This is a genomic window from Mycobacterium sp. (assembly GCF_035570115.1).
In the GTDB taxonomy this organism is placed as follows: Bacteria; Actinomycetota; Actinomycetes; order Mycobacteriales; family Mycobacteriaceae; genus Mycobacterium.
Genome location: NZ_DATMLH010000102.1, coordinates 33141 through 54788, shown reverse-complemented (window position 1 = coordinate 54788; position 21648 = coordinate 33141). Strand labels below are relative to the sequence as shown.

The following is a 21648-nucleotide window of genomic DNA, read 5'->3' as shown; positions in this document are numbered from 1 at the left end:
TCGCCGAACAGTTGGATCTGGGCCGGCTGCCACCCAAACCCGTTCCGGGGCCTTCCGGGGAAGCGATGGTCATTGTCCCGGTCGTCACGATCAGCAAGGTCGCCGGACATGCGTTGCAGGTCGCGATGCGGCTTGGCGGCGAAGTGGTCCCGGTGGCCGTCGACACCGACCCCAACGCCACCCACCGGCTCTGCGAGCTCTGGAAACAATGGGACCCCGGGGTTGACCTACGGGTCCTGCCCAGCCCGCACCGCACCCTGGTGGCACCCACCGTCGGTTTCGTCCGAACCCAAGTCGAACAGGGACGCTTCGTTATCGTCTTGCTCGCCTACATCGAACCGAGGCGCCGACGCTACCGAATCCTGCACAACCAACGAGGCCCGTTGCTCGCCACAACAATTCGCGCACGCACCGACGCTATCGTCGCCACGCTTCCGATTCGCTTGGACTGAGCATCTGCCCACCCGCTCCCAAGGCTGCAGATCTCCGATCGACGCACCCAAAGGTCTGATCCACAGGACTTGACAATTGCCCCCGCGCGGTGGAACGTCAACTGAGTTGAGACTCTCAACCAGTCCGGGATGAGGTCAGCCGTCCGCCGCTGTCCTCGCAGAGCGTTAGCTCGCGCCGAACACACCGGTGACAACCGCATGTCGGGGATCACCATGAATGCTCGTCCTACCACCTCCATGCCGCCGGTCGGCGGCTTTCTTTCCCAGCCAAGAGAGCGTCACACCACACGGTTAGCACATCGCCGGGTGACGTCGTCGGTAGCCGTCATCAGCGCCCACGGCCACATCGACGCATCCAACGGTGACATTGTGACCGAGTACACGCTGGGGCATCTGATGCGTTGCCGCGGGCTGATCCTTGATCTGCGCGGCCTGGATTTCTTTGGAACCGACGGTTTCTCGGCGCTGCACAGAGTCTCCGTCTGCTGCGCGCGCGCCGGCATAGCCTGGGCAGTAGTGTCCGGTGAGGCAGTCTCCCGGGTGCTGCGGATCGTTGACCCACAGGGCTTGCTACCCACTGCCAGCACCGTCGAGGCCGCGATAGCTATCGTCAAAGACCAGCCCCACCGTCCACCACGCCCATCGCGAGCCGCAGGGATCCCCGACAATCCTCGACGAGATGCGAACGCACGGTGTGCTTAGTGCAGACCCTGACACCAGCGATCGCCAAGCTCGATGGTCCTGCGTTGACGGTGGTTGACCCTGGAGTTTGAAGACGCGAAATCTGAGGTTGCGGAGTGCGGCGCCGGCAGGGAATGTCGAGACCGCGCCGACCCTGACGGTTAATGTGTTGCGAGGGTTGGTGGCTCGCGCGACGACGCCGCTGATTGTTGCTCGCCACAATGTCTTATTTTGTTGTGCTTAGCTAAGTGGTATCGATAGCCGCTCGGACACTGGATGAGAAGGAGCAAGCATGATGCTGTCAAGGCGTGCCATGCGTAGCGCACTGGTGGGAGCGATCGGCACTTCGGCGATGACCGGTGCAATGCTGTTTGGGGGCGCCTCGTTGGCGTCTGCTGAGCCCACGCCTGCACCGCCACCTCCGGCCCCTGCGGCCCCGGCGCCTGGGTGCACGGCCGCCGATTTGGCGCAGGCGTCGGGTACAGTCGGGACCGCGATGGCGGGCTATCTGTTTAGCCACCCGGACGTCAACAACTTCTTCACCGGCCTTCGTGGGCAGCCGAACGAGGAGATTCGCGGCGACGTCAAGAACTACATGGACGCCAACCCCCAGGTTGAGTCCGAAATCAACGGGATCCGCCAACCCCTCACCGACCTGAGCGATCGCTGCGATTACCATCCTAATTCGGCTCAATAGTCACCTAAGTGGTGTTATGCCCGACCATCACCTTCGACATAGATAGGCCAGTCACGCCGGTGAGGAGACAAGCAAGATGAGTCATTGGTTACGGTCAGGGACTATCACGGCGGCGACCGTCTTGGCGCTCGCGACCGTCCCCGGGGCGATCGTCACTATTCCCGCACCCGGCGTCGCTAACGCCGACGTCTGCGCAAGCGCCGGACGCCGGGTATCGGTCAGTGGCTGCGCGAACCTCGCCGACGCCGTTGCGCCGTACGTTCCGCCGCCGGCGTACTACGCTCCCATGCCGAACGATCCACCGCCGCCCCCGAACGTCACCGGATGTGTCGGCTACAACGGTCGGTGGGTCAACGCCTCCGGGTGCCATTAAGCCCTTCCCCTATCGCAACCAACCACATAGCCACCGGATCGCTTTGGCGTCCGGTGTGCAGCGCCGAGCGGGTCGGGGTGCGCACGCTCACACCGCTGCCGGTTTCGGGAGATAAATCTCGCGCGGGGGGTTGTCGTCTGGGTACCCGGCTCGACCGGGATGGCTGCCATTGCACGCTCGGCCATCGCCGTGATCGTGAGGCTCGGATTTACGCCGGGATTGGCCGGGATGACCGCACCATCGCAGACGAGGAGGTTCTGATAGCCGATGGGGTGGCCCGCCTAGAGGCTCAGCGGCTCACTGAGATTGGACGGTACTGACTTGCCGACGGCGGTGGACGTTTGTCGATAGTGACCGTCGGTGAGGTCCTGATACCAGGTCCTTTCCCCCGGAGCGGGCAGCCCGGCCTGTTGTAGTGCGGTCGACAGTGGGCGGTAGGAGGGTGTGAGCGGTATGCGGTCAACAACGTGGACCATGGCGGGACGCTGGTCCCGGGGGAGGCCGCCCAACGCGGTGGTCAGGCTAGCCGCGGTGAGGACGCCGCCTTTGCCAAGCGTCACGGCCGCGACCGCGACGTCGTGCGTGTCGGTCGCAACCGGATAGACCACGGCCAGGTCAATCACCGTGATGTCGCCAAGGGCGTCGCAAATCGGCTGGCAGAAGACCGGTCCGCACACCGACTGGATCACGGTGTTCCTGTTGTCGACGAACCAATAGTCGCCGTCGCTGTCGCGGCGAAACAGGTGGTCCGTGCTGATCCAGGTGTCTCCCTCGGCGAATACCCCGCGCATCGACACCCTCGCGGCATCGTGTCCGGAGCGCGGCTTTGCGAGCAGCACGCCCACCTCGCCGACCGCACAAGGACGCACGAAACCGTGGTCATCCTCGATGAATCGGCCCATCGTGGCGTCGTAGCCGCCGAGCCGAATCTCGGTGCTGCCCGGCAGCGGCCGACCCTTGGCCCCGATCTTCGTGCCGGCGACATTGGCCAGCACCGCGTCCCCCTCGGTGGATGCATAGAATTCCAGCACTCGGGCCGGGGCGAATCGGTCGGTGACCTTCTGCCATAGCCCGATCGGCATTCCGGCTCCGATGAACAGACGGATCGGATGATGTTCGGCAAGCTCGGGCGACGTCGCGTCCACCAATTCGAGCAGCATGGCCCAGGTGTAGGACACCACCGTGACCCCGTAACGGTGGACCTCGTCGGCGAACCGCATTGGGTCGACGCCACGGGTCAACGCGATGCGCGCCCCGCCGGCGACCGCGCCGCCGAGGCCGACCATCAGACCCGACGGATGGTGCAGCGGGGTCAGGCAATAGATCGTGTCACGGTGGCCTAGCGCGGCGGCAGTGGCCGTGCCGTAGGCCGACAGCGCCCACCGATGATTGGTGACCTCCTTGACCACTCGGCGCCCTCCCGTCGTGCTGAAGAACACGAAGGCGAGATCACTTGCCCGGCCCGGGTTCGGCCGATACCACTGCGGCAGCCGCTCCTCGGCCAGGTCGAGGCGGTCCAGCTCGACGACCCGGTCCGACTCGGTCCGGCCGAGGTCCGCGGTGCGGCCGTGACCGAGGACGAGCACCCTGGCGCCGATCGCGGCCGCCGCCGCCAGATGGTTTGGGTCCGTGACGATGTCGGCCACCTCGCACAGCCGGACGGCGGCGGCGAGGTCATCGTCCGGGGGTAGCAACACCGCCACCGCGCCGAGCCGCGACAGTGCCGCGATCGCGGCTACTGCGCTGGGGCTGGTATCCATCAACACACCGACGTGGGCTCCCTGACGGATACCGACGGCGATGAGGCCACGCACCACCTCGTCGATGCGGCAATCAACCACCGCGTTGGTGTGGACCCGATCCTCGAAGAGGAAGCATTCCTCTTCAGGCGCTCTGTTCGCCTGTTCGGCCATCAACCCGCCCAGCGACACCCGGGTATGGGGTTGCAGCCGACCGAGGCGGGCGAGCCGAGGCAGGGTACGCACGGCCTCCCCGGCGACCTCCCTGCCGCTGCGCGCCGCGCCCATCGCGGCGTCGGCCAACCCCAGGCTCACGCCGATGCCCAGCTCGGCCAGCGCACCCGCCGAGTGACCGATACGCGACGACAGCCCGACATCGCCATCGATCCTCACGCTGGGGTCGGCCTCCATCGCATGCACGCCTTCCGGCCTGGGCCCTTGACCGTCTCGCCACAGCACCCAATTACCGACGGTGGGCCACGTGTGCGTGGCGGCGGTCGATCCGACAACGAGCCCGAAATGACCTGCCCGCAATAGCACCTCGGACACCTCGGCGCGGGGGGCGGCCCGCCGGATTCCTCGCACGGACGCGGGTTGGCCGATGTTATCGATCTCGCCGACGAACGCAAGGACCGGACAGCTGATTTCCGCGAGCGTGATCAACGTGCCATCGATCACGGCGCCGCCGGCCATCATGCGGTTATGGACCACGAACTGCCGTAACAGTTCGGCGACCGCGGGACCCGACCATGCCACCCAGCCCTCCACTTCGAGGAAGCGGCGTTGCTGTTCCCTGGGCAGCAACGCCTCTCGGTCATGGAGTTGACGTAGAAAGTCCCACCGCGCCCGGACCGTTTTGATCGGGTCCAGAAGTTGAAACCCGGTACGGGCCATCCATCCGGACACCGAGAGGCGGTTAAAGACATGATCGGCGATCAGCTGGGCGCCGCGGCCCGCCAGGGCCGCGGAAATTCCGAACGGCAGACCGCTGAGCGAATCGACGGCGGCGCCGAATGTGATGACGCTGGCCAGGCCCTCGGAACGTCGGTAAGCCGCGGTTTGATAGCAGAACATGCCGCCCTGTGAGTAGCCCGCCAAATGCACCTCGCGGCCGGTGTGTGCCTGTACCGAGTCGATGACCCGGCTCAGCGCGACGACATGGTCGCTCAACGTGCGCTCGAGCCCACCGGTCTCCCGGTCCGGTGAGCCGAAGTCCACCACCCACGGGTCTACACCTAGATCATGCAGGACTCCGACCGCGCCCTGGTCTCTGGTGACGTCGAACACGTTGGCTGACATCATCATCGGCGGCACAAGTACTACCGGCGGCCGCGACGGGTCATTCGCGCCGTCGGGGAAGTAGCGTCGTAGCCGGTACATGTCGCATCGCTCCATGATCTGAAACGGCGACGGACGGGACCCAGTCTGAAGGCCACCGAACCGCAGCACCTCGACACCGGTCCGCGTGGTCGCGACGATCCGGTTCACGGGACCGGCGATCAGGTCGCTACCCCACGTCACCGGTACCACACGCCACACCGACGCTCGCGCTGATCACACAGCTGCCGAGGTCATAAATTCGACACTACGCGCAGCGAGGGTGCCGCGGCGGCAGGCCAACACCGGGAAACCCTTGTCATTCGGACACACGTATGTCTCGTCCGTCAACGGCGGAGCCCGGGACCTGGGGCCGGTTGCCGTTGGCGATACTGGACGAATGCCGAGCACCGATTTCCACCCCGATCTCCGCAGAGTCGCCCGCCTCGCCCCCCGGGGAATGATCGGTCCGCGGACGTTGCGGCTCATCCGGGCGCTGAGCGGCCTGCAACCCAGCAGGAGCCACGACGGCCTCGAGGTCCTCATCCTGAGCTCCGGTGTCGGTGTACGGCTGCACCGACCGATCGACGTCAGCCAACCCACACCCGCAATGCTGTGGATGCATGGCGGCGGTTATGTGATGGGGAACGCACAGCAGGACGACCGGCTGTGCCATCGCTTCTGTCGCGAGCTGGGTATAACCGTCGCGGCGGTGGACCATCGACTGGCGCCCGAGCATCCGTACCCCGCACCGTTGGAGGACTGCTACTCGGCGCTGACCTGGCTGGCCGCGCTGCCCGCGGTCGACCCCGCACGGGTGGCGATCGGCGGGGTCAGCGGGGGCGGCGGGCTGGCGGCTGCGCTGGCACTGCTGGCGCGCGACCGCGGCAAGGTGACGCCGGCGCTGCAGCTGCTGGCCTACCCGATGCTCGACGACCGCAGCGCGGCGGGGCCGAACAATCCGAACTACCGGCTGTGGGGCCCGAAAAGCAATCGCTTCGGCTGGGCGTCGTACCTCGGTAATGCCGACCCGCAGGTCGCGGTCCCGGCGCGCCGTGACGATCTGAGCGGACTGCCCCCGGCGTGGATCGGCGTCGGCACCAACGATCTGTTCCACGACGAGGACCTCGCCTACGCCGAACGCCTCACCGCGGCCGGTGTGCCGTGCCATGTCGAAGTGGTCCCCGGAGCTTTCCACGGTTTCGATCAGGTGGTACCGAAAGCTGCTGTGTCACAGTCGTTTTTCGCCAGCCAGTGCGCCAGCCTACGCACCGCCCTGGCTCAGAAGAGCTGATCGGCGACCATGCGCACCAGCGCACCGTTTGCGGTGAGCGACGAACAGCGGGCACTGCGCGGCGCGGTCGCCGACTTGATGACACGACACTCCAGCGAGGCGCAGGTGCGGACACTGATGGCCAGCGACACCGGTCTTGACCGCAAGGTGTGGCAGGACCTGGCGGCCATGGGGCTGACCGGATTACTGATCACCGAGGAGTACGGCGGCGCCGGTGCGAGCCCGGTGGAAATGGGCATCGCGATGGAAGAGATGGGCCGGGTGCTGCTGGTCAGCCCGTTCCTGTCGACAGCGGTGCTGGTGCCCAGCCTGCTGGCCGCAGCCGGCGACGCGACCGAATGCGCCGCGGTGCTGCCTCGGATCGCCGCAGGTGAGCTGGTCGCCAGTGTTGCCTTCGCCGAGGACGACTCGGCTCGGTTGCCGGCGACGATCGCCACGTCCGCGGGCGCCATCGGCAACGCCTGGCATGTCACCGGCTATAAGCACTTCGTGCTCGACGGGCAGTCGGCGGACCTGTTGTATGTGTTGGCCGGAACCGACGCGGGGCCAGCCGTATTCGCCGTCGACGCCGGTGCTGCCGGCTTGGACATGACACCGCTGACCACGGTGGACCCCACCCGAAAGCAATGCCGCCTGCAGTTCGTCGACACCCCGGCACGCCTGGTCGGGCGGCTGGGTGCCGGCGTCGAGGTCTTCACCGCAGCGCTGGACTGCTCGGCGGTGGCATTGGTCAGCGAGCAGGCCGGCGGTGCGCGGTACGCAGTCGAGATGGCCGCCGAGTACGCCAAGACCCGCTACCAGTTCGGCCGTGCGATCGGCAGCTTCCAGGCGGTCAAGCACATGTGCGCCGACATGCTGCTGGAGGCCGAATCGGCGGTGTCCGCGGCGCGCTTCGTCGCCGGATCATTCGCCGAGCAAGCGCCCTCGCGCATCGCGGATCTTGCACTGGCGCAGGCGTATTGCTCGGACGCATTCGTCTTCGTCGCTGCGACCAACATCCAGGTACACGGCGGCATCGGATTCACCTGGGAACATCCGGCGCACCTGTATTTGCGTCGGGCCCGCAGCGACGCCCAGCTGCTGGGCAGCCCGTCGTGGCACCGGGAACGCTACCTGCGGCAGATCGGGGCCTGAACGATGAAGGAAGATGAATTGCGCGACGAGGTCCGAGACTGGTTGGCGGCCAACTGGAATCCCGGAATCGATCGCTCCAGCTGGCACAAACTTGTCGTCGACGCCGGATGGGCGGTGCCCAGTTGGGAACCAGAGTGGTACGGCCGCGGTCTCTCGGAGATCCAATCGCGCCTCGTCGCAGCGGAATTCGCGGCTGCCGGTGCCTCCGGCTGCGGCCACGACCGCGCGAACCTGTTCGCCTGTATCCTGCACGACGCCGGAACCGACGAGCAGAAGCGACGGCTGATTCCGCCGTCAATACGTGGCGAGAGCAAGTGGTGCCTGCTTTACAGCGAGCCCGGTGCGGGATCGGATCTAGCCGGCCTGCGCACCCGCGCCGAACGCCACGGTGACGAGTGGGTGATCAATGGCCAGAAGGTGTGGACGTCGTTCGCCAAAACCGCCGACTACGGCATGCTGGTGGCGCGGACCAACTGGGACGTGCCTAAACACCAGGGCATCAGCTTCTTTATGTTGCCGATGCGTCAGTCCGGCGTGGAAATCCGGCCGATCCACCAGATCACCGACGAATCGGAGTTCAACGAGGTCTTCATCGAAGACGCCCGCGTTCCCGCCGAGAACTTGGTCGGCGAGCTGAACGCCGGCTGGTCGGTCCTGCAGATCGCGCTCGGGTATGAGCGCCGGTTCATGGGCGATCTGGCTCGCACCGCCAAGGACAGCACACGGCCCCAACCCGAAAAGGCCAACCTTCTGGTCGAATTGGCGCGGGAAGCCGCCCGGCTGGACGATCCATACATTCGTCAGCAGATTGCCCGGGTCGACGCGCTGGCCACGGTCAACCGCTGGAACACCCAGCGCTCGAAGGCCGCCGTCGATCGCGGCGAGGCGGCGACGCTGATGGCGCTCGGCAAGATCGCAATGTCGCGGATCCTGCACGAGACGGCCCGCGTCGAGACCGAAATCGTCGGCGCCGAAGCCATGCTGGCCGGACCGGAGAATCCCATCGGTGACGCGGTGACATTCCGGACGATGAACGCCTACTTCACCTCGATCGGTGGTGGGACCGATCAGATTCAACGCAACATCATCGGCGAGCGCGTACTCGGACTGCCCAAAGAACCTGAGCCGTACCGCAACACACCGTTCCGCGATCTACCGCACTGATTGGCCCCGCGGCGACGCGCCGGGTCGATGCTTGAAGTTCGTCGACGTTGCGGTCATCCTGGCAAGATGGTTCCTGGCGAAAAGGCTGTGCGCGGGATCCTCGACCCGGTGGCACGTAAGCTCCGGTTGCCATTCGGGACCCCGGACTTCATCGACCGGATCATCCGCGGAGGCGTGAACCAAGCCGGCCGTCGTACGCTGCAAATGCTGCTGACCACCTGGGATGCCACCGGTGGCGGGCCATTCGCGGCCAGTGCAATCGCCACGGCGGGACTGGCCAAGACGGTTGATATCGCCCAGGGTCTGTTCATCGGCCCGGTCTTCGACCCGCTGCTCAAGGCGCTGGGGGCCGACCAAGTAACCTTTCGCGCCTCGCTGTGCGCCTCTCAAGTCGTCGGTGTGAGCATCATGCGCTACGGGGTGCGGGTCGAGCCGATCGCCTCCATGGATGTCGACGCGTTGGTTGACGCGGTGGCGCCCACGTTGCAACGCTACCTTGTCGGAGAAATAGCCTGATTCACCCTGCTGCGTAGGCGATTTCGCCGCCGATGACCGTCGCGGCGACCATCCCGGCGTCCAGTTCGGCCAGTGCCGTTTCGGGCGATACGCTCAGCACGCAGAGGTCGCCTGGCTCTCCGGGTTGCAGAGTTCGCGCCCGGGTGGGTTGCTCCGGGAAACCGGAAAACATCGTCAAAGCGGTTCGCGCCGATATACGTTCGTCGTTCCCCAGCACGGCTCCGCTCGGTGTGGTGCGGTGCACCGCCGCCCGCATGGCTGCCCACGGGTCAGGCTGGCCGAACGGCATATCGGTGGACAAGGCGACCGGCACGCCGGCCCGAAGCAGCGACGCCACGCGCCAGAGTTGGTCGTGCTCGACGGCGGGAACCTCGTCGAGATACTGATCGCCGCGCTCGGCGACGAAGTTGGGCTGGGTTATCACGGTCACCGCGAGTTCGGCGAGATCGGTCAGGCAGTCCGGCGGCGCCACGGCGGCGTGTTCGATGCGGTCGCGCGGGTGTGTGCCGGCTTGGCGCAGCGCGGCGATCGTCACCAGCAGCTGGGCCGCGGTCACGCAGTGGATGGCGACCGGGGCGCCGCGGCGGTGCCGGTCGGCGATCCACGCGGCGAGGTGGTCGAGGTTCAGGTCGTCGTCGTGCAGGATGCGCTTGCCGGGCGCCAGGCAGTACACCTGTTGGCGCAGTTCGCCGCGCCGGTGCAGCTCGGCCAACCGCACCACATCGCCCACATCGAGATCCGGTGTGGCATCAGTGATTCCGGTGACTCCGTAGCAGCTCAGCCGATCACTGAGGCCGGCCAGGTTGGTTGCGCCGCGGGTCAGCGCAGCCGACCAGGAGTCGGCGCTGCGCAACCGCCCGTCGGGATGCCCGGCCAGACCGACCCGCACCAAACCCGCCGAGTTGAGGATCCACAGCACGCCGCTGCGGTGCTGCATGCGCAGCGGCACGGTCGGGACCATCGCGTCCAGCGCTGCCCGGTCCAGCGGTCCGGCGACCGAGTCGTGGTAGCCGACGGCGCGGATCCAGCCGTCGTCGCCGGGCTCGGCGCTGGCCAGCACGGTCGCCAGCGCGACACGGTCGCGTACCTGCGGCGGCCCGACCGGAACCGAGGTTTCGACGGCCGCCGCGGAGTGCAGGTGCACGTGGTGATCGTGCAGCCCGGGCAACACGGTTCCGCCGGCGGCGTCGAACACGTCCTCGCCGCTGCGCGGCGCCAATGTCTCGGCCACGTCGTCGATCTGTGTCCCCACCCGCAAGTCGACGATCGCGCCGTCCAGTGTCGTTGCACTCTGAATCAGCATGGTGCACAGAGTCTCTCGGACACAATGTGGCGCACTGCGGCGTTGTCGGCGCCCCGCGGCGACGCCGCCGGGCCGGGTGGTGGCGGCCGGGGCCGGTCGACAGGCAAAGCGGAGGTCTGGGACGTCCGCGGCAGCGCGGCATATCTCGCCGCGACCTGGGCCATCGACACGTCGATCACCTCGCCGCCGCCGCGGCGCACCGACTGTCCCACCGCTCGCGCCGCCTCCAATCCGGTCAACGGGTCGGCGATCGCGTCGGCGCAGAACACCGGTCCGTGCGTGCCGGTGCCGACCAGGCCACCCGCCACCGCGGCGTCGTCGCCGAATGCCGAGCGGTGCGGCTGACCGCGGTAACCCCTGATGCGCAACCAGATTCGTCCCGGTCGGCCGGGCACGTCGTCGGCGCTCAACTGGCGGCGCCGCAGTGCCGCGGGACGAGAGCCCTCGATAACGATGTCGGCAGCGGTGAGCAGCCGGCGCAGCGCGTCGGTGTCGTTGTCGAAATCGACCGCGTAGGAAAGCTTTCCAAAATTCATCCAATTGAAGAAGGCAGGCTCCCCGGCACGGGTGCCGTCGGGCCGGCTCGGGCTTTCCACCTTGACGACGACGGCGCCCGCGCGGGCAAGTAACTGCGCGCACAACGGTCCCGCCCACAACGCCGACAGGTCGGCCACCAGCAATCCGTCCACCCGCCGCGGCCCGACCTGGCTGCGACACCGTCGCAGCGTCGGCGGCTCCGCGCACGTTTCCCCTAGTCTCGCTATGGCGATATCCAGCAGTTGGCCGCGGGCAACCACGGCTTCGGTCGAACGCGTTGCTGCCCAACCAGAAAGCGCCATCCACGGGTCGCCGGGAACCGTGTCGGCTTCCAGCAGCGCCGGCACTGTCGCGATGTCATCCGCGCGCGGCAGCGCGATCGCACACCAACCGTCGGCGGTGGCCAGCAGTCGGGTAGCGCCGCCCGCCGAGACGCGGCCCCGACGGGTCAGGCCGAGGATCGCCGCACGGCCGGCCAGCGTGGTGGCGGCGTCCACCTCGACACCTAACAACCGGGCGATGTCGGCGGCCACCCGTCGGGCTTCGGTCAGCACTACCGCGCGTGAGAAGTCCGGCTGTCCGTCCGGCTCACCCGTCAAATAGGCCATTCCGGTGTCCGCCCAGTCCAACGCCGCGTCCACGCTCACCATTGTGCGCGCCGCCGGTCAGCGGCTTAGAACTGCAGGGCGGTAAAGCGCCAGTCCAGCACCTGGCGCGGTGGCTCCGGGTCAGATACCGCGTATACCAACGATCGCAGTCCCAACACCCCGCCGTTGTCAGTGGGCTCGGCGGAATCGATGCGCAACTCGCTGAAGAGGGTGTCGCCCTCATATACCGGCGCGGTGTGGTCGCAGGACTGCCAGCCCAGCACCGTCGCCACATTTGGCAGCAGCCGGGTGGCCTGCGCCAACGCCAGCCCGATGGTGTGCCCCCCGTAGACCAACCGACGACCACCGATACGTGAATCATGATGAACGGCAGCGATATTCAGCGTCAGGCGGGCCAGTTCTGGTGCGCTGCTGACCACATCGGCAGTGCTGTGCAACACCGTGTCCGCCAGATCGGTATCGAAATGCGGTCCGGGGATGCGCTGACGGAACACATCGCCGTTCCACTCGTCGACAGCCGACGGCGGCGGGGCCAGATCGGCACCGACTTTCGACAGGTCGTCTGCGTGATCCGCGTCGTTCGGATCGGCGCCGGGGCTTAGCGGCATCATCGCGCAACGGTAGAAGTCGAGGATCAACCGATCGGCCTGGTCGATGGTCGTCATCCGCAACGCGACCAGCCCGGTGGGCGCCCGGCCCGGCTTGGCCGAGTTCTTCTTCAAGCCCACTACCTCGGTGCGGGTAAAGAGGGTGTCGCCGATGGCCGGGAATCGATAGAACACCAGCCCGCGGTAGAACAGGTTGGCCTTGACGTGCTGGGTCACCAGCGTGGACTGGCCGATCGCCACGTCGCACACCAGGCCGGGATGGGCCAGCGGTGCGGTCGACCCGGTGACCGCCGCCGACAGCTCGGCGTCCAGCGGCAACCGCAACCGGTCGCCGAGGATGCTCTGGTGCACGGCGGCCAAACCCGCGGTCAGCGTCATCGCGGGCGCGCCGGCGAACACCTGGCCGGTGTGCAGCTCGTCGAAGTAGGGGCCGAAGGTCATCGTTGCCCTCTTTTCGGGCACGTCAACATGGCCGCATGACCATTCAGCTGAACGACGACGAGGCGATGTTGGTTGAGACGGTTCGCGGCTTCGTCGATAAAGAGGTCAAGCCGACGGTCCGTGAGCGAGAGCATGTCAATGAGTATCCCGAAGCGGGTATTGAGCAGATGCAGCGCATCGGTATCTATGCCAGGAGTCCGCATTAGGACACGATCAGCCGTGCGGGCAGACCAGCTCGAGCCGGTATTTGTGGCCGACTAGCGCACTTGGCAGAACGGCCCCGATCTCGAGCTCACCGATCACGTGATTCACTGCGGCAACGTAGTCGTCATGGCGCAATTTGATCACCCGCATGCTTGAATCCCGAACGGCGTTCTCCACAACGGGGTCCCCACCGGCGCTGTCGATCTCGCGGGTGCCGGCCTTCACCTGTTCCGTGATGTCCGACTGGGTTTGGATCAAGACAGCGCCGAGAAGTCGGAACCTGCCAAAGATGAACTCGTGCTCGCCGGTTGCGGTAACGCCAGCCAATCGCGAGGTGACATCGGCGATGTTCGGCCACATCCCATCGTCCACCAGGTGGTAAGGATCGGCGGGCACGTCGCTGACTCCTTGCGGATGGTCACACGGCGATGAATGCGTCTCCCACAGCCGTGCCAGCTCCGGTCCGGACACCGTCGGCGGGACTGGGAACACCGCGGTCGTGGGATGGCGCGTCGCCCCATGACCGTATTGCGCCCAACCCCCGCAGCCACTCACCAATGCCGCCGCCGCGGTTACGACGAAGGCCGCGGTGACGAGTCGTGCTACGGGTTCAGCCACTCGCCGACGTCATGGGAGATGCCCGACGACGGAACGTAATTGACCTTCACCGGCGTGACGCCCGGCGGAAATTTGAACACAACGCAGCCGGTGGTGGAGGCGCCCGCAGCGAGCAGGAACCACCCGTCGACAAAGTCCTTGCACTCGGTCACGGTCGCGAAATCGGCCCGGTAACTCTGGTTGTCCGATCCGACCACTGAAACATCGCTGTTGGTGTTGCCCACGATGGTCGACGTTCCGGCATTGGTGATCTTCAGCTTGGTTGCCATATAGGTTTTGCCGGCGTCGGCCCAGCCGTTCGGAACTGTCGCCGGGTTGATGATCTGCAGCAGCGTCACCGTGATCTTCTGCGCGCCGATGCGCATGAGGTTGAGCGTGTCGCCGACGTGCGCGACCGGTTTCGACGCGGGCGGCTGTTGCGTCGGCGGGGAAGCCGCGTGATCGCTCGCGGTGGACTTCTGCGTCGAACAGGACGCAGCCAGCAGGGCCAACATCGACAGTGTCACCACGGACCGTTTCATGTCGCCTACCTCGCAACCGAAAACCGCATGCCGTTCATAGAGTCCTCCACGTGCCCAGTCTGCCGCAACCAGAACCGAACCGACCGGACACCGACGGGAATGGTTTACGCACCTCTGGCGTTCTGTATACGCTGCTAGCGATCCACGGGTTCTGACGGCCGCGCAACGGCGAGTGCGGAGGATTCGAGTGACTAGGGTGCTCAGGCGACACTGGGTACCGCTGGTTTTTGTGGTGGTGCTTGCCGTATCGGGCGTGCTCATTGGACGGCTGCACAAGATGTTTGCGTCTGCGGACCTCAACGCCAACTCCGGCGCGGGGGTCGAGATTGTGCAGTTCAACCCGAAGTACATCGGCTATGAGGCCTTCGGCCCGCCGGGGACTACCGCCGATATCAACTATTGGGATGCCGAGGCGAACGTCCACCAACTCAACGACGTGCCGCTGCCCTGGTCATACACCGTCGTCACCGTCCTGCCGGCGGTCGAGGCCACCATGATCGTGCAGGGCAACAGCGGCCAAATCGGCTGTCGGATCAAAATCGACAATGAACTCCTCGACGAACGACGCGCCGTCGGCGGCAACGCCCAGACCTACTGCCTGGTGAAATCCGGATGACGGAAAACACCGACGCGCACGGCAAGCGACCGTTCGTCGCGCACGCGCTGCGAATTTTCGCGCTGCCGATCATCCTGTTCTGGGTGGCGCTCACCGTCATCGTGAACATCTTTGTCCCCCAATTGGAAGTGATTTCCGAGCAACACTCGGTACCACTGGCACCCATGGATGCGCCGTCGATGCAAGCGATGGCGCGTGTCGGTTCTAATTTCAAGGAATACAAATCCAACAGCACGGTGATGATGGTCGTGGAAGGCCAGCAACCGCTTGGCGAAGCCGCGCACCACTATTACGACGCGATAGTAAAGAAACTACTCAACGATCACGAGCATGTCGAGCACGTCCAGGATTTCTGGCGTGACCGATTGACTGCGGCGGGCGTCCAAAGTCCCGACTCCAAGGCCTCCTACGTCCTGCTGAATATCGTCGGCAACCAGGGCGAAACGTTCGCCAACGAATCCGTGAATGCGGTCCGGAAGGCGATCACCGACACACCGGCACCTCCCGGGGTGAAGGCGTATGTCGCAGGACCGGCGGCGCTCACCGCGGACCTGCGCGCAATTGGCGACGCGAGCCTGGTGAAGATCACCCTGTTTACGATCGGCGCGATCGCGATCATGTTGCTCATCGTCTACCGGTCGCTCGTCTCGATGCTGATACAGCTTTTCTTGACGCTGCTCGAATTGACTTGCGCTCGGGGAGTTGTCGCGTTCCTTGGGTATGTCAATATCATGGGGTTGACGACGTTCGCGGTCAATATCATGGTGATGCTGGCCATCGCAGCCGGCACCGACTACGGGATATTCCTCATAGGCCGCTACCGAGAGGCGCACCTGGCCGGTCAAGATCCGGTAACCGCCTACTACACAACCATTCGCAGTGTCACGCCCGTCATCGTGGGTTCGGGGTTGACCATTGCCGGCGCCTCGGCAACTCTCTACTTCACCCGGTTACCCTACTTCCACAGCATGGCGATACCCGTTGCAACAGGCATGATCGTCGTTGTCGCTGCCGCGCTCACCTTGGGACCCGCCGTGGTTGTGGTGGCCAGCCGTTTCGGGCTGCTGGTACCGAAAAACTTGAAGCCAGGGAGATTCTGGCGCCGGACCGGCATCGCTGTCGTGCGGTGGCCCGCGCCGATCATGGTGGGCAGCGGCGCGGTCATCCTGGTCGGTCTCGCCGCCCTGCCGGGGTTCAAGCCCGGTTACGACGACCGCCACTATCTGCCGAAAGATACCCCCGTCAATGTCGGCTACGCCGCCGCAGAAAGGCATTTCACGGCCGCAAGGATGGCCCCCGATATCACGATGGTCGAGGCCACCCATGACATGCGAAACCCGGCGGACATGTTGGTTCTGGATCGGGTTGCGAAGAATATTATGCGGGTTGTCGGTATCGGGATGATACAGGACATTACGCGGCCGTTGGGAATTCCACTTCAGCACAGCTCGGTACCGTTTCAACTCAGCGCGTCGAACCAGCTGATCATACAGAATATGAAGTCGTTGAAAGACCGCGTTAAAGATATCGACACCATATCGCTTCAGCTCGACAGGGATATTGGCCTGATAACGCAGATATATACCCATCTGGAGGAGGTCGACAAGACCACGCACGATCTCGCCGGCGTGACACAGGACACCACGGCTGTTACCGATGAGATCCGAGACCATTTCGCGGATTTTGACGATTTTTGGAGGCCGCTCCGCAGTTACTTCTACTGGGAAAAGCACTGCTTCGATGTCCCCATGTGCTGGTCATTCAGATCGTTATTTGAGTCGCTGGACGGCGTGGACAAGCTGAGCGAAAAACTGCACATGCTGTCGACCGACGTGAACCGCCTGGATTTTCTCCTACCGCAAGTAACCGAGCTGCTCCCAGCGGTAATCGACACCCTGAATATCATGCGGGGCCTAGTGGTAACTGTGCACAGCACGCTCGACGGATTCGTCAACCAATTGGAGGACCTGAGCGATACCCAGATCATGATGGGTCAAAGCTTTGACGACTCCAAGAACGACGATTTCTTCTACCTGCCGGCCGAGGCTTTCGACAACAAAGACTTCCAAACCGGGCTCAGGCTCTTCATGTCGCCGGACGGCAAGTCCGCCCGGTTCTTTGTCACCCAGCAGACGTACCCGGCCACGCTGGAGGGAATCAAGCGAGTCGAGCCCGAGCGAACGGCGGCGCAGGAGGCCGTCAAGCAGTCCTCCCTGTCCGACGCAAAGGTGTATGTGGGCGGTATGGCCGCCCTCTACGAGGACATGCAAGAAGGTGCCAAATACGACCTGATCATGGCGATCGTGGCATCGCTGACCTTGATCTTTTTGATCATGACCTTGATCACTCGAAGCTTTGTGGCCGCGGTGGTGATTGTCGGCACCGCGTCCAGCTCCATCGCATCGTCGTTCGGCATTTCGGTGCTCATCTGGCAGGACATACTCGGCCAGCACATCTACTGGGTGACGCTGGTGTTGTCAGTCATCGTGCTGTTGGCTGTCGGGTCCGACTACAACCTGTTGCTGGTATCCCGATTCGAAGAGGAAATCCACGTCGGACTCAAGACCGGGTATATCCGGGCGATGGGCGGCAGCGGTGGAGTGGTGACGTCGGCGGGCATGGTGTTCGCCTTCACGATGCTCGCGATGCTCGGCAGTGATCTGCGGGCGATCGGAATGTTCGGCTCCACCGTCTGTATCGGGCTGCTGCTCGATACTTTCGTGGTGCGCGCGCTGTTCATGCCGTCGATCGCGACCCTGCTGGGTCGCTGGTTCTGGTGGCCGCAGGTTGTCAACCCCCGTGGCCCCAACAAGGTGCGCGGGATCGCGGCCCATGCTCCGTCCGGAGACGAGGACACCGACAAGCTGGCGCTCGGATCGCCGTCGCAGCGATAACCGGCCGCTTACCGAATTTTCGCGTCTACCAGCCCCCACGCCAAAGCGATGTCGGCGTCGATCGTGCGACCGCTGAGCACCAAATACGCTGTGCGCCAGCGGCCTATCCGCCGTGTCACACTGACGGTGCCACCCGCTCCGGGGATGAGCCCCAGACTCAGCTCGGGCAGCCCGAATACCGCGTCGGGCCGACAGAGCACGCGCCCGCAAAACGCCGCCATCTCCAATCCGCTGCCCAGCACCTGACCCTGAACTTCGGCGCGGCACGCCTGCCCGAGCCGGGCGGTCAGCGCGTCGAGCACCAGCGCCGGGCTGTAGCGGGTGCGAGCCAAATGTGCGCTGGCGGGGTCGCTCAGCGTGCCGAACTCATCGAGGTCGCCGCCGCTACAAAACGACGGCCCGTTTCCGGTCAGCACCACCTCGTCGACCGACGGATCGAGTTGCGCGACCGCTAAGGCCTCGAGCAGCGCGGCGCGGGCATCGGTGGAAAACGCGTTGTGGCGTTGCGGTCGATTGAACGCGATCCGCAGCGTATTGCCGTCGCGGTGGGCCTGTACCGGATCGGCGATGTCGGGCTGGCGCGCCGGGCCGCGCTCGGCCAGCCATTGGGCGAACTCCGGACCGCCCTGCAGGGTGGAGTAGGCCAGCGACTCGGTCACCACGCCGACGAGCGTTGGGCCAGCTGGATCGACCGAGCGCAGCACGTCGTCACAGACCGCGGCGGCCAGCGGCCACCGGTCCGCCCGCGCGGCCAGTTGGGCAATTGCCGCGTCGATCGACGGCACGGTGATTGCCCGGCGGTCGTCGGTGTCGTCCTCGGTGAGGGTGAATGTCGCGTGCTGCAGCCAGAATTCAGATGCATGCGTGAGCGGCCCGACGGCCACAACCGGGACAACGAACGGTGCAGCGTCGACGTCGGAGACCGGCTCCGACACGTCGAGGATGCGCAGCGTCACACCGAATACTTCTTCACCAGTTCGTTTTTGTACAACTTGCCGGTATCGGTGCGCGGCAGCTGCGCTTCGAATGAGATCGATCGCGGACACTTGTAGTGCGCCAAGCGGTCTCGCAGCCATACCAGCAGGTCGTCGGAAAACTCATCGGTGGCATCCGCCGGGTCGACGGTCTGCACCACCGCCTTGACGCTTTGACCCATCTCGTCATCGGGAATGCCGAACACCGCCGCGTCCAGCACCTTCGGATGGGTGACCAGGAGGTTCTCGGCCTCCTGCGGGTAGATGTTGACGCCGCCGGAGATGATCATGTGGTGCCGGCGGTCGGTGAGGTAGAGGTAGCCGTCGTCGTCGATGTAGCCGACGTCGCCGACAGTCGTCCAGCCGTGACTGTCGCGAGAGTCCGCCGTCTTCTCCGCGTCGTTGAGGTACTCAAAAGAGAACCCGCCCTCGAAGTAGATCTCTCCCGCTTGGCCCGACGGCAACTCGTTGCCGTCGGGGTCGAGGATGTGAATCTGACACATCATCGGCTTGCCCACCGAGCCGGGATGCGCCAGCCACTCCTCGGCGCTGATCAACGTCGACCCGATCGCCTCGGAGGACGCGTAGTACTCGTCGACGATCGGCCCCCACCAGTCGATTATCTGCTTCTTGATCTCCACCGGGCACGGCGCGGCCGCGTGCATCACCCGCTCGAGGGTGGACAGGTCACACGAATTGCGAATGGAGTCAGGCAGTTTCAGCATCCGGGTAAACATGGCCGGTACAAATTGACCGTGCGTGATCCGGTAGCGCTGGATGGCCTCGAGACAGCCCTCGGGATCGAACTTCTCCAGGACGACGGTCGTGATGCCGCCGGCCTGCGCGCTCATCGACCACACGGACGGCGCAGTATGGTAGAGCGGCGCCGGGCTCAGATAGACCGCATCGGGGCGCATCCAGAATCCGACCAGCGCCGACATCATGCCGGGCGCCTCGGCCGGCGTGACGTGCGGCAACTCGCGCTTGATCCCCTTGGGCCGACCGGTGGTGCCCGACGAGTACTGGAGCAGATCGCCTTCGGATTCGTCGTCGATCGGCGTATCCGGTTGATCGGCAACGCATTCGGGGTAGCGCTGCCAGCCGTCGAGGTCTGCCTCTTCCTGCTCTTCCTGGTCTATGGCAATCAGCAACATTGCAGGCAGTCCGCCGGGGAGGTGCTCGCCGAGGTTTTCACAGGTCTTGCGCAGCGCGGCCGAGCCGATGATCGCCTTGGCCGCGCTGTTGTCGACGATGTAGGCGGCCTCCGGCGCGGTCAGGTGCGTGTTGATCGGCACGTAGTACAGGCCACTGCGCCGGGCCGCCCACATCACCGCGTGGATGTGCTCGTTGTTCTCCATCAGGATCGCGACGGCGTCGCCTTCGACCAGACCGGCGCGGCGAAAGTAGTGCGCCAGCCGGTTGGCGCGAGCTTCGAGTTCGTCGAAGGTGATGACGGTGCCGGACGGATGAAGGATGACAGCGGGCGTGTTGGTGCCCAGATGCTCGCGAATCTGCATGCGCAGACTGTACCGTCGCCAAACTTGACAGGTGTCAAGGGCCTGGGTTGAGCGTCGCGGATAGTTATTGCGCGGGCAGCTGTTCGGCCGGCTGATGCGGGTGTCCGCCATGCCGCTTGGCTCGACCGGCGAACGGCGCCAACAGCGTTGGGACCAACTGGCGTCGATTGACTATCAGCGCGACGGCGGCCACCACCGCATAGGCAGCGCTGAGCAGTAGCCGGCCCTCGGTCGAGGTGATCGGGAATTGCACGATGAACATGCCGAGTAGCGCCCAGGCGGCCCAGCGGCGGAACCGCAGGCCGAGGATCAGTGCCACACCCATCAAGGTCTGCGTGGCGGTCAGCACCATCTCCTCGATCTGGCGGCCGTCCAGTTGGATCGACGTGCCTCCGCCGCCGATCACGAACGCCACCGGCAATGACCCGACGAGCAGGGTCCATTGGTTGACCTTCGACGAGATCAACGTCGCGATCGCGATCGCGCCCTTACCCCTCGCCGCGAAGATGGTGGCGATGATGAATTCCGGCGCCTCCGAAGACAATGGCGCCAGCCACTGCACTAGCAGGAAGCGATCGATACCCAGCTGTGTGCCGGCGTCGATCAGGCCCTCGGCGAACGGTTTTGCACAGGTCACGATCACCGACGCGGCGAAAATGAACAGCACGGATACCGCGATGCGCCGTGCTCGGTCGGGAAGTGCGCCCAACGCCGCCGCGGTGCCGACCAGCTCAGGTTCCTCGACCTCGCCGCGGCTCAGCTTGTACAGGTAATAGCCGAACCAGCCGAGCAATATCACCCCGAACGCGATGTGGATGCGGCCGGTCGCGGGTACCAGGAAGGCGGCCACCCCGGCGAACATCAGGAAGCCGATCTCCACCCGGTTGCTGACGTCGAGATCCAGTTCGCCGACTTTGCGCCCGGTGGCCCGCCGGGCCACCAGCACGCTGACCAGAACGACGACCGGCCACCCAACACCCATCAGCAGCCGATTCGAGCCGGTCATGTTCGCCGCGGCGTATTGGGTGTACTCGGGCACATGGCCTGCCGTGTAGGCGTAATACAGGTCGACCGCGTACTCGGGCAGCACCGCGATGACCCCCAGCACCGCAACCGCCAGACCACCCGAGACGTCGATCTGGGCAGCTTCTGCGGCCCACGCCAGCAGGAAGCTGGCCGCGACCACAGCAGCGCCGTAGATGAGCAGCGCCAGGATCGGATTCGGGTGGATACCCGCGACGCGCACCACCAGGGCCGGGAGGATGAAGATGGCGACGGTCCCCAGTGAGCGGAACAACGGCCGCGACGGCGCGGTCGTAACGGGGCCGGTGGCCGCGGTGGTCATATGGACGTCGCCTGCATCGTCGAAGCTGGAAGGGCCTACCTTCACCCCCGTGAAAAGATACCGGCCGAGCGCTAATCCAGCAACATAGCCCGGCT

General features: G+C 65.3%; 18 protein-coding genes and 3 pseudogenes. 11 read left to right on the top strand and 10 right to left on the bottom strand.

Annotated features, from left to right (window positions below; translation table 11 throughout):
• From VNW74_RS09215 to VNW74_RS09200, 4 genes and pseudogenes are all read left to right on the top strand, one after another.
• Nucleotides 1–452 (top strand): annotated as a pseudogene (locus tag VNW74_RS09215) (amino acid permease); the annotation flags it as partial.
• Between the two features lie 306 nt (nucleotides 453–758).
• Complete coding sequence (locus VNW74_RS09210; protein ID WP_325676288.1) at nucleotides 759–1154, top strand: STAS domain-containing protein; 396 nt, start codon at nucleotides 759–761, stop codon at nucleotides 1152–1154.
• 271 nt (nucleotides 1155–1425) lie between these two features.
• Nucleotides 1426–1830, top strand: a complete 405-nt coding sequence (locus VNW74_RS09205; protein ID WP_325676287.1) for a heme-binding protein — start codon at nucleotides 1426–1428, stop codon at nucleotides 1828–1830.
• Nucleotides 1831–1906: 76 nt separating this feature from the next.
• Complete coding sequence (locus VNW74_RS09200; RefSeq protein ID WP_325676286.1) at nucleotides 1907–2203, top strand: hypothetical protein; 297 nt, start codon at nucleotides 1907–1909, stop codon at nucleotides 2201–2203.
• Here the strand turns inward: VNW74_RS09200 and VNW74_RS09195 are convergent.
• Nucleotides 2200–2469, bottom strand: a pseudogene (locus VNW74_RS09195) (GMC oxidoreductase); the annotation flags it as partial. The gene VNW74_RS09200 and the pseudogene VNW74_RS09195 overlap by 4 nt on opposite strands.
• Nucleotides 2470–2484: 15 nt before the next feature.
• Nucleotides 2485–5463: an AMP-binding protein gene (locus VNW74_RS09190; protein ID WP_325676294.1), complete on the bottom strand. Its 2979-nt coding sequence runs from the start codon at nucleotides 5461–5463 to the stop codon at nucleotides 2485–2487.
• A gap of 196 nt (nucleotides 5464–5659) precedes the next feature.
• Between VNW74_RS09190 and VNW74_RS09185 the strand changes: the two genes are divergently transcribed.
• From VNW74_RS09185 to VNW74_RS09170, 4 genes are all read left to right on the top strand, one after another.
• Complete coding sequence (locus VNW74_RS09185) at nucleotides 5660–6553, top strand: alpha/beta hydrolase (RefSeq protein ID WP_325676285.1); 894 nt, start codon at nucleotides 5660–5662, stop codon at nucleotides 6551–6553.
• A 9-nt stretch (nucleotides 6554–6562) separates the two neighbouring features.
• Entirely contained in the window at nucleotides 6563–7687 is a 1125-nt protein-coding gene (locus VNW74_RS09180) for an acyl-CoA dehydrogenase family protein (protein ID WP_325676284.1), read from the top strand.
• A 3-nt stretch (nucleotides 7688–7690) separates the two neighbouring features.
• Nucleotides 7691–8851, top strand: coding sequence for an acyl-CoA dehydrogenase family protein (locus VNW74_RS09175; RefSeq protein ID WP_325676283.1), 1161 nt, complete (start codon nucleotides 7691–7693; stop codon nucleotides 8849–8851).
• A gap of 66 nt (nucleotides 8852–8917) precedes the next feature.
• Nucleotides 8918–9367, top strand: a complete 450-nt coding sequence (locus VNW74_RS09170; RefSeq protein ID WP_325676282.1) for a hypothetical protein — start codon at nucleotides 8918–8920, stop codon at nucleotides 9365–9367.
• A 1-nt stretch (nucleotide 9368) separates the two neighbouring features.
• Here the strand turns inward: VNW74_RS09170 and VNW74_RS09165 are convergent, their stop codons facing one another.
• The 3 genes from VNW74_RS09165 to VNW74_RS09155 are packed head-to-tail and all read right to left on the bottom strand — an operon-like array spanning nucleotide 9369 to nucleotide 12864.
• Nucleotides 9369–10670: an amidohydrolase family protein gene (locus VNW74_RS09165; RefSeq protein ID WP_325676281.1), complete on the bottom strand. Its 1302-nt coding sequence runs from the start codon at nucleotides 10668–10670 to the stop codon at nucleotides 9369–9371.
• On the bottom strand, nucleotides 10664–11857 hold the full coding sequence (locus tag VNW74_RS09160) for a CoA transferase (RefSeq protein ID WP_325676280.1): 1194 nt from the start codon (nucleotides 11855–11857) through the stop codon (nucleotides 10664–10666). Before VNW74_RS09160 ends, VNW74_RS09165 begins: the two co-directional genes overlap by 7 nt.
• Nucleotides 11858–11880: 23 nt before the next feature.
• Entirely contained in the window at nucleotides 11881–12864 is a 984-nt protein-coding gene (locus VNW74_RS09155) for a MaoC family dehydratase (protein ID WP_325676279.1), read from the bottom strand.
• Nucleotides 12865–12899: 35 nt separating this feature from the next.
• On the opposite strand from VNW74_RS09155, the pseudogene VNW74_RS09150 reads away from it, so the two are divergent.
• A pseudogene (locus tag VNW74_RS09150) lies at nucleotides 12900–13052 on the top strand (acyl-CoA dehydrogenase family protein); the annotation flags it as partial.
• A 25-nt stretch (nucleotides 13053–13077) separates the two neighbouring features.
• On the opposite strand, the gene VNW74_RS09145 reads toward VNW74_RS09150, so the two are convergent.
• Together VNW74_RS09145 and VNW74_RS09140 are read right to left on the bottom strand one after the other, a co-directional pair.
• Entirely contained in the window at nucleotides 13078–13686 is a 609-nt protein-coding gene (locus tag VNW74_RS09145) for a hypothetical protein (protein WP_325676278.1), read from the bottom strand.
• Nucleotides 13671–14180, bottom strand: a complete 510-nt coding sequence (locus tag VNW74_RS09140; RefSeq protein WP_325676277.1) for a DUF4352 domain-containing protein — start codon at nucleotides 14178–14180, stop codon at nucleotides 13671–13673. Before VNW74_RS09140 ends, VNW74_RS09145 begins: the two co-directional genes overlap by 16 nt.
• A gap of 214 nt (nucleotides 14181–14394) precedes the next feature.
• Between VNW74_RS09140 and VNW74_RS09135 the strand changes: the two genes are divergently transcribed.
• A complete protein-coding gene (locus tag VNW74_RS09135) occupies nucleotides 14395–14823 on the top strand; it encodes an MmpS family transport accessory protein (RefSeq protein WP_414686636.1) in 429 nt (142 codons plus the stop codon).
• Nucleotides 14820–17717: an MMPL family transporter gene (locus VNW74_RS09130; RefSeq protein WP_325676275.1), complete on the top strand. Its 2898-nt coding sequence runs from the start codon at nucleotides 14820–14822 to the stop codon at nucleotides 17715–17717. Before VNW74_RS09135 ends, VNW74_RS09130 begins: the two co-directional genes overlap by 4 nt.
• 8 nt (nucleotides 17718–17725) lie before the next feature.
• Here the strand turns inward: VNW74_RS09130 and VNW74_RS09125 are convergent, their stop codons facing one another.
• The 3 genes from VNW74_RS09125 to VNW74_RS09115 all read right to left on the bottom strand — a co-directional run bounded on the left by VNW74_RS09125 (nucleotide 17726) and on the right by VNW74_RS09115 (nucleotide 21553).
• Nucleotides 17726–18673, bottom strand: a complete 948-nt coding sequence (locus VNW74_RS09125; RefSeq protein ID WP_414686635.1) for an enoyl-CoA hydratase/isomerase family protein — start codon at nucleotides 18671–18673, stop codon at nucleotides 17726–17728.
• Nucleotides 18670–20208 (bottom strand): fatty-acid--CoA ligase FadD4, encoded by a 1539-nt coding sequence (gene fadD4, locus VNW74_RS09120; RefSeq protein ID WP_325676274.1) that lies wholly within the window; start codon nucleotides 20206–20208, stop codon nucleotides 18670–18672. Before fadD4 ends, VNW74_RS09125 begins: the two co-directional genes overlap by 4 nt.
• 64 nt (nucleotides 20209–20272) lie before the next feature.
• Complete coding sequence (locus VNW74_RS09115) at nucleotides 20273–21553, bottom strand: sodium:proton exchanger (RefSeq protein WP_325676273.1); 1281 nt, start codon at nucleotides 21551–21553, stop codon at nucleotides 20273–20275.
• Nucleotides 21554–21648 lie beyond the last annotated feature (95 nt).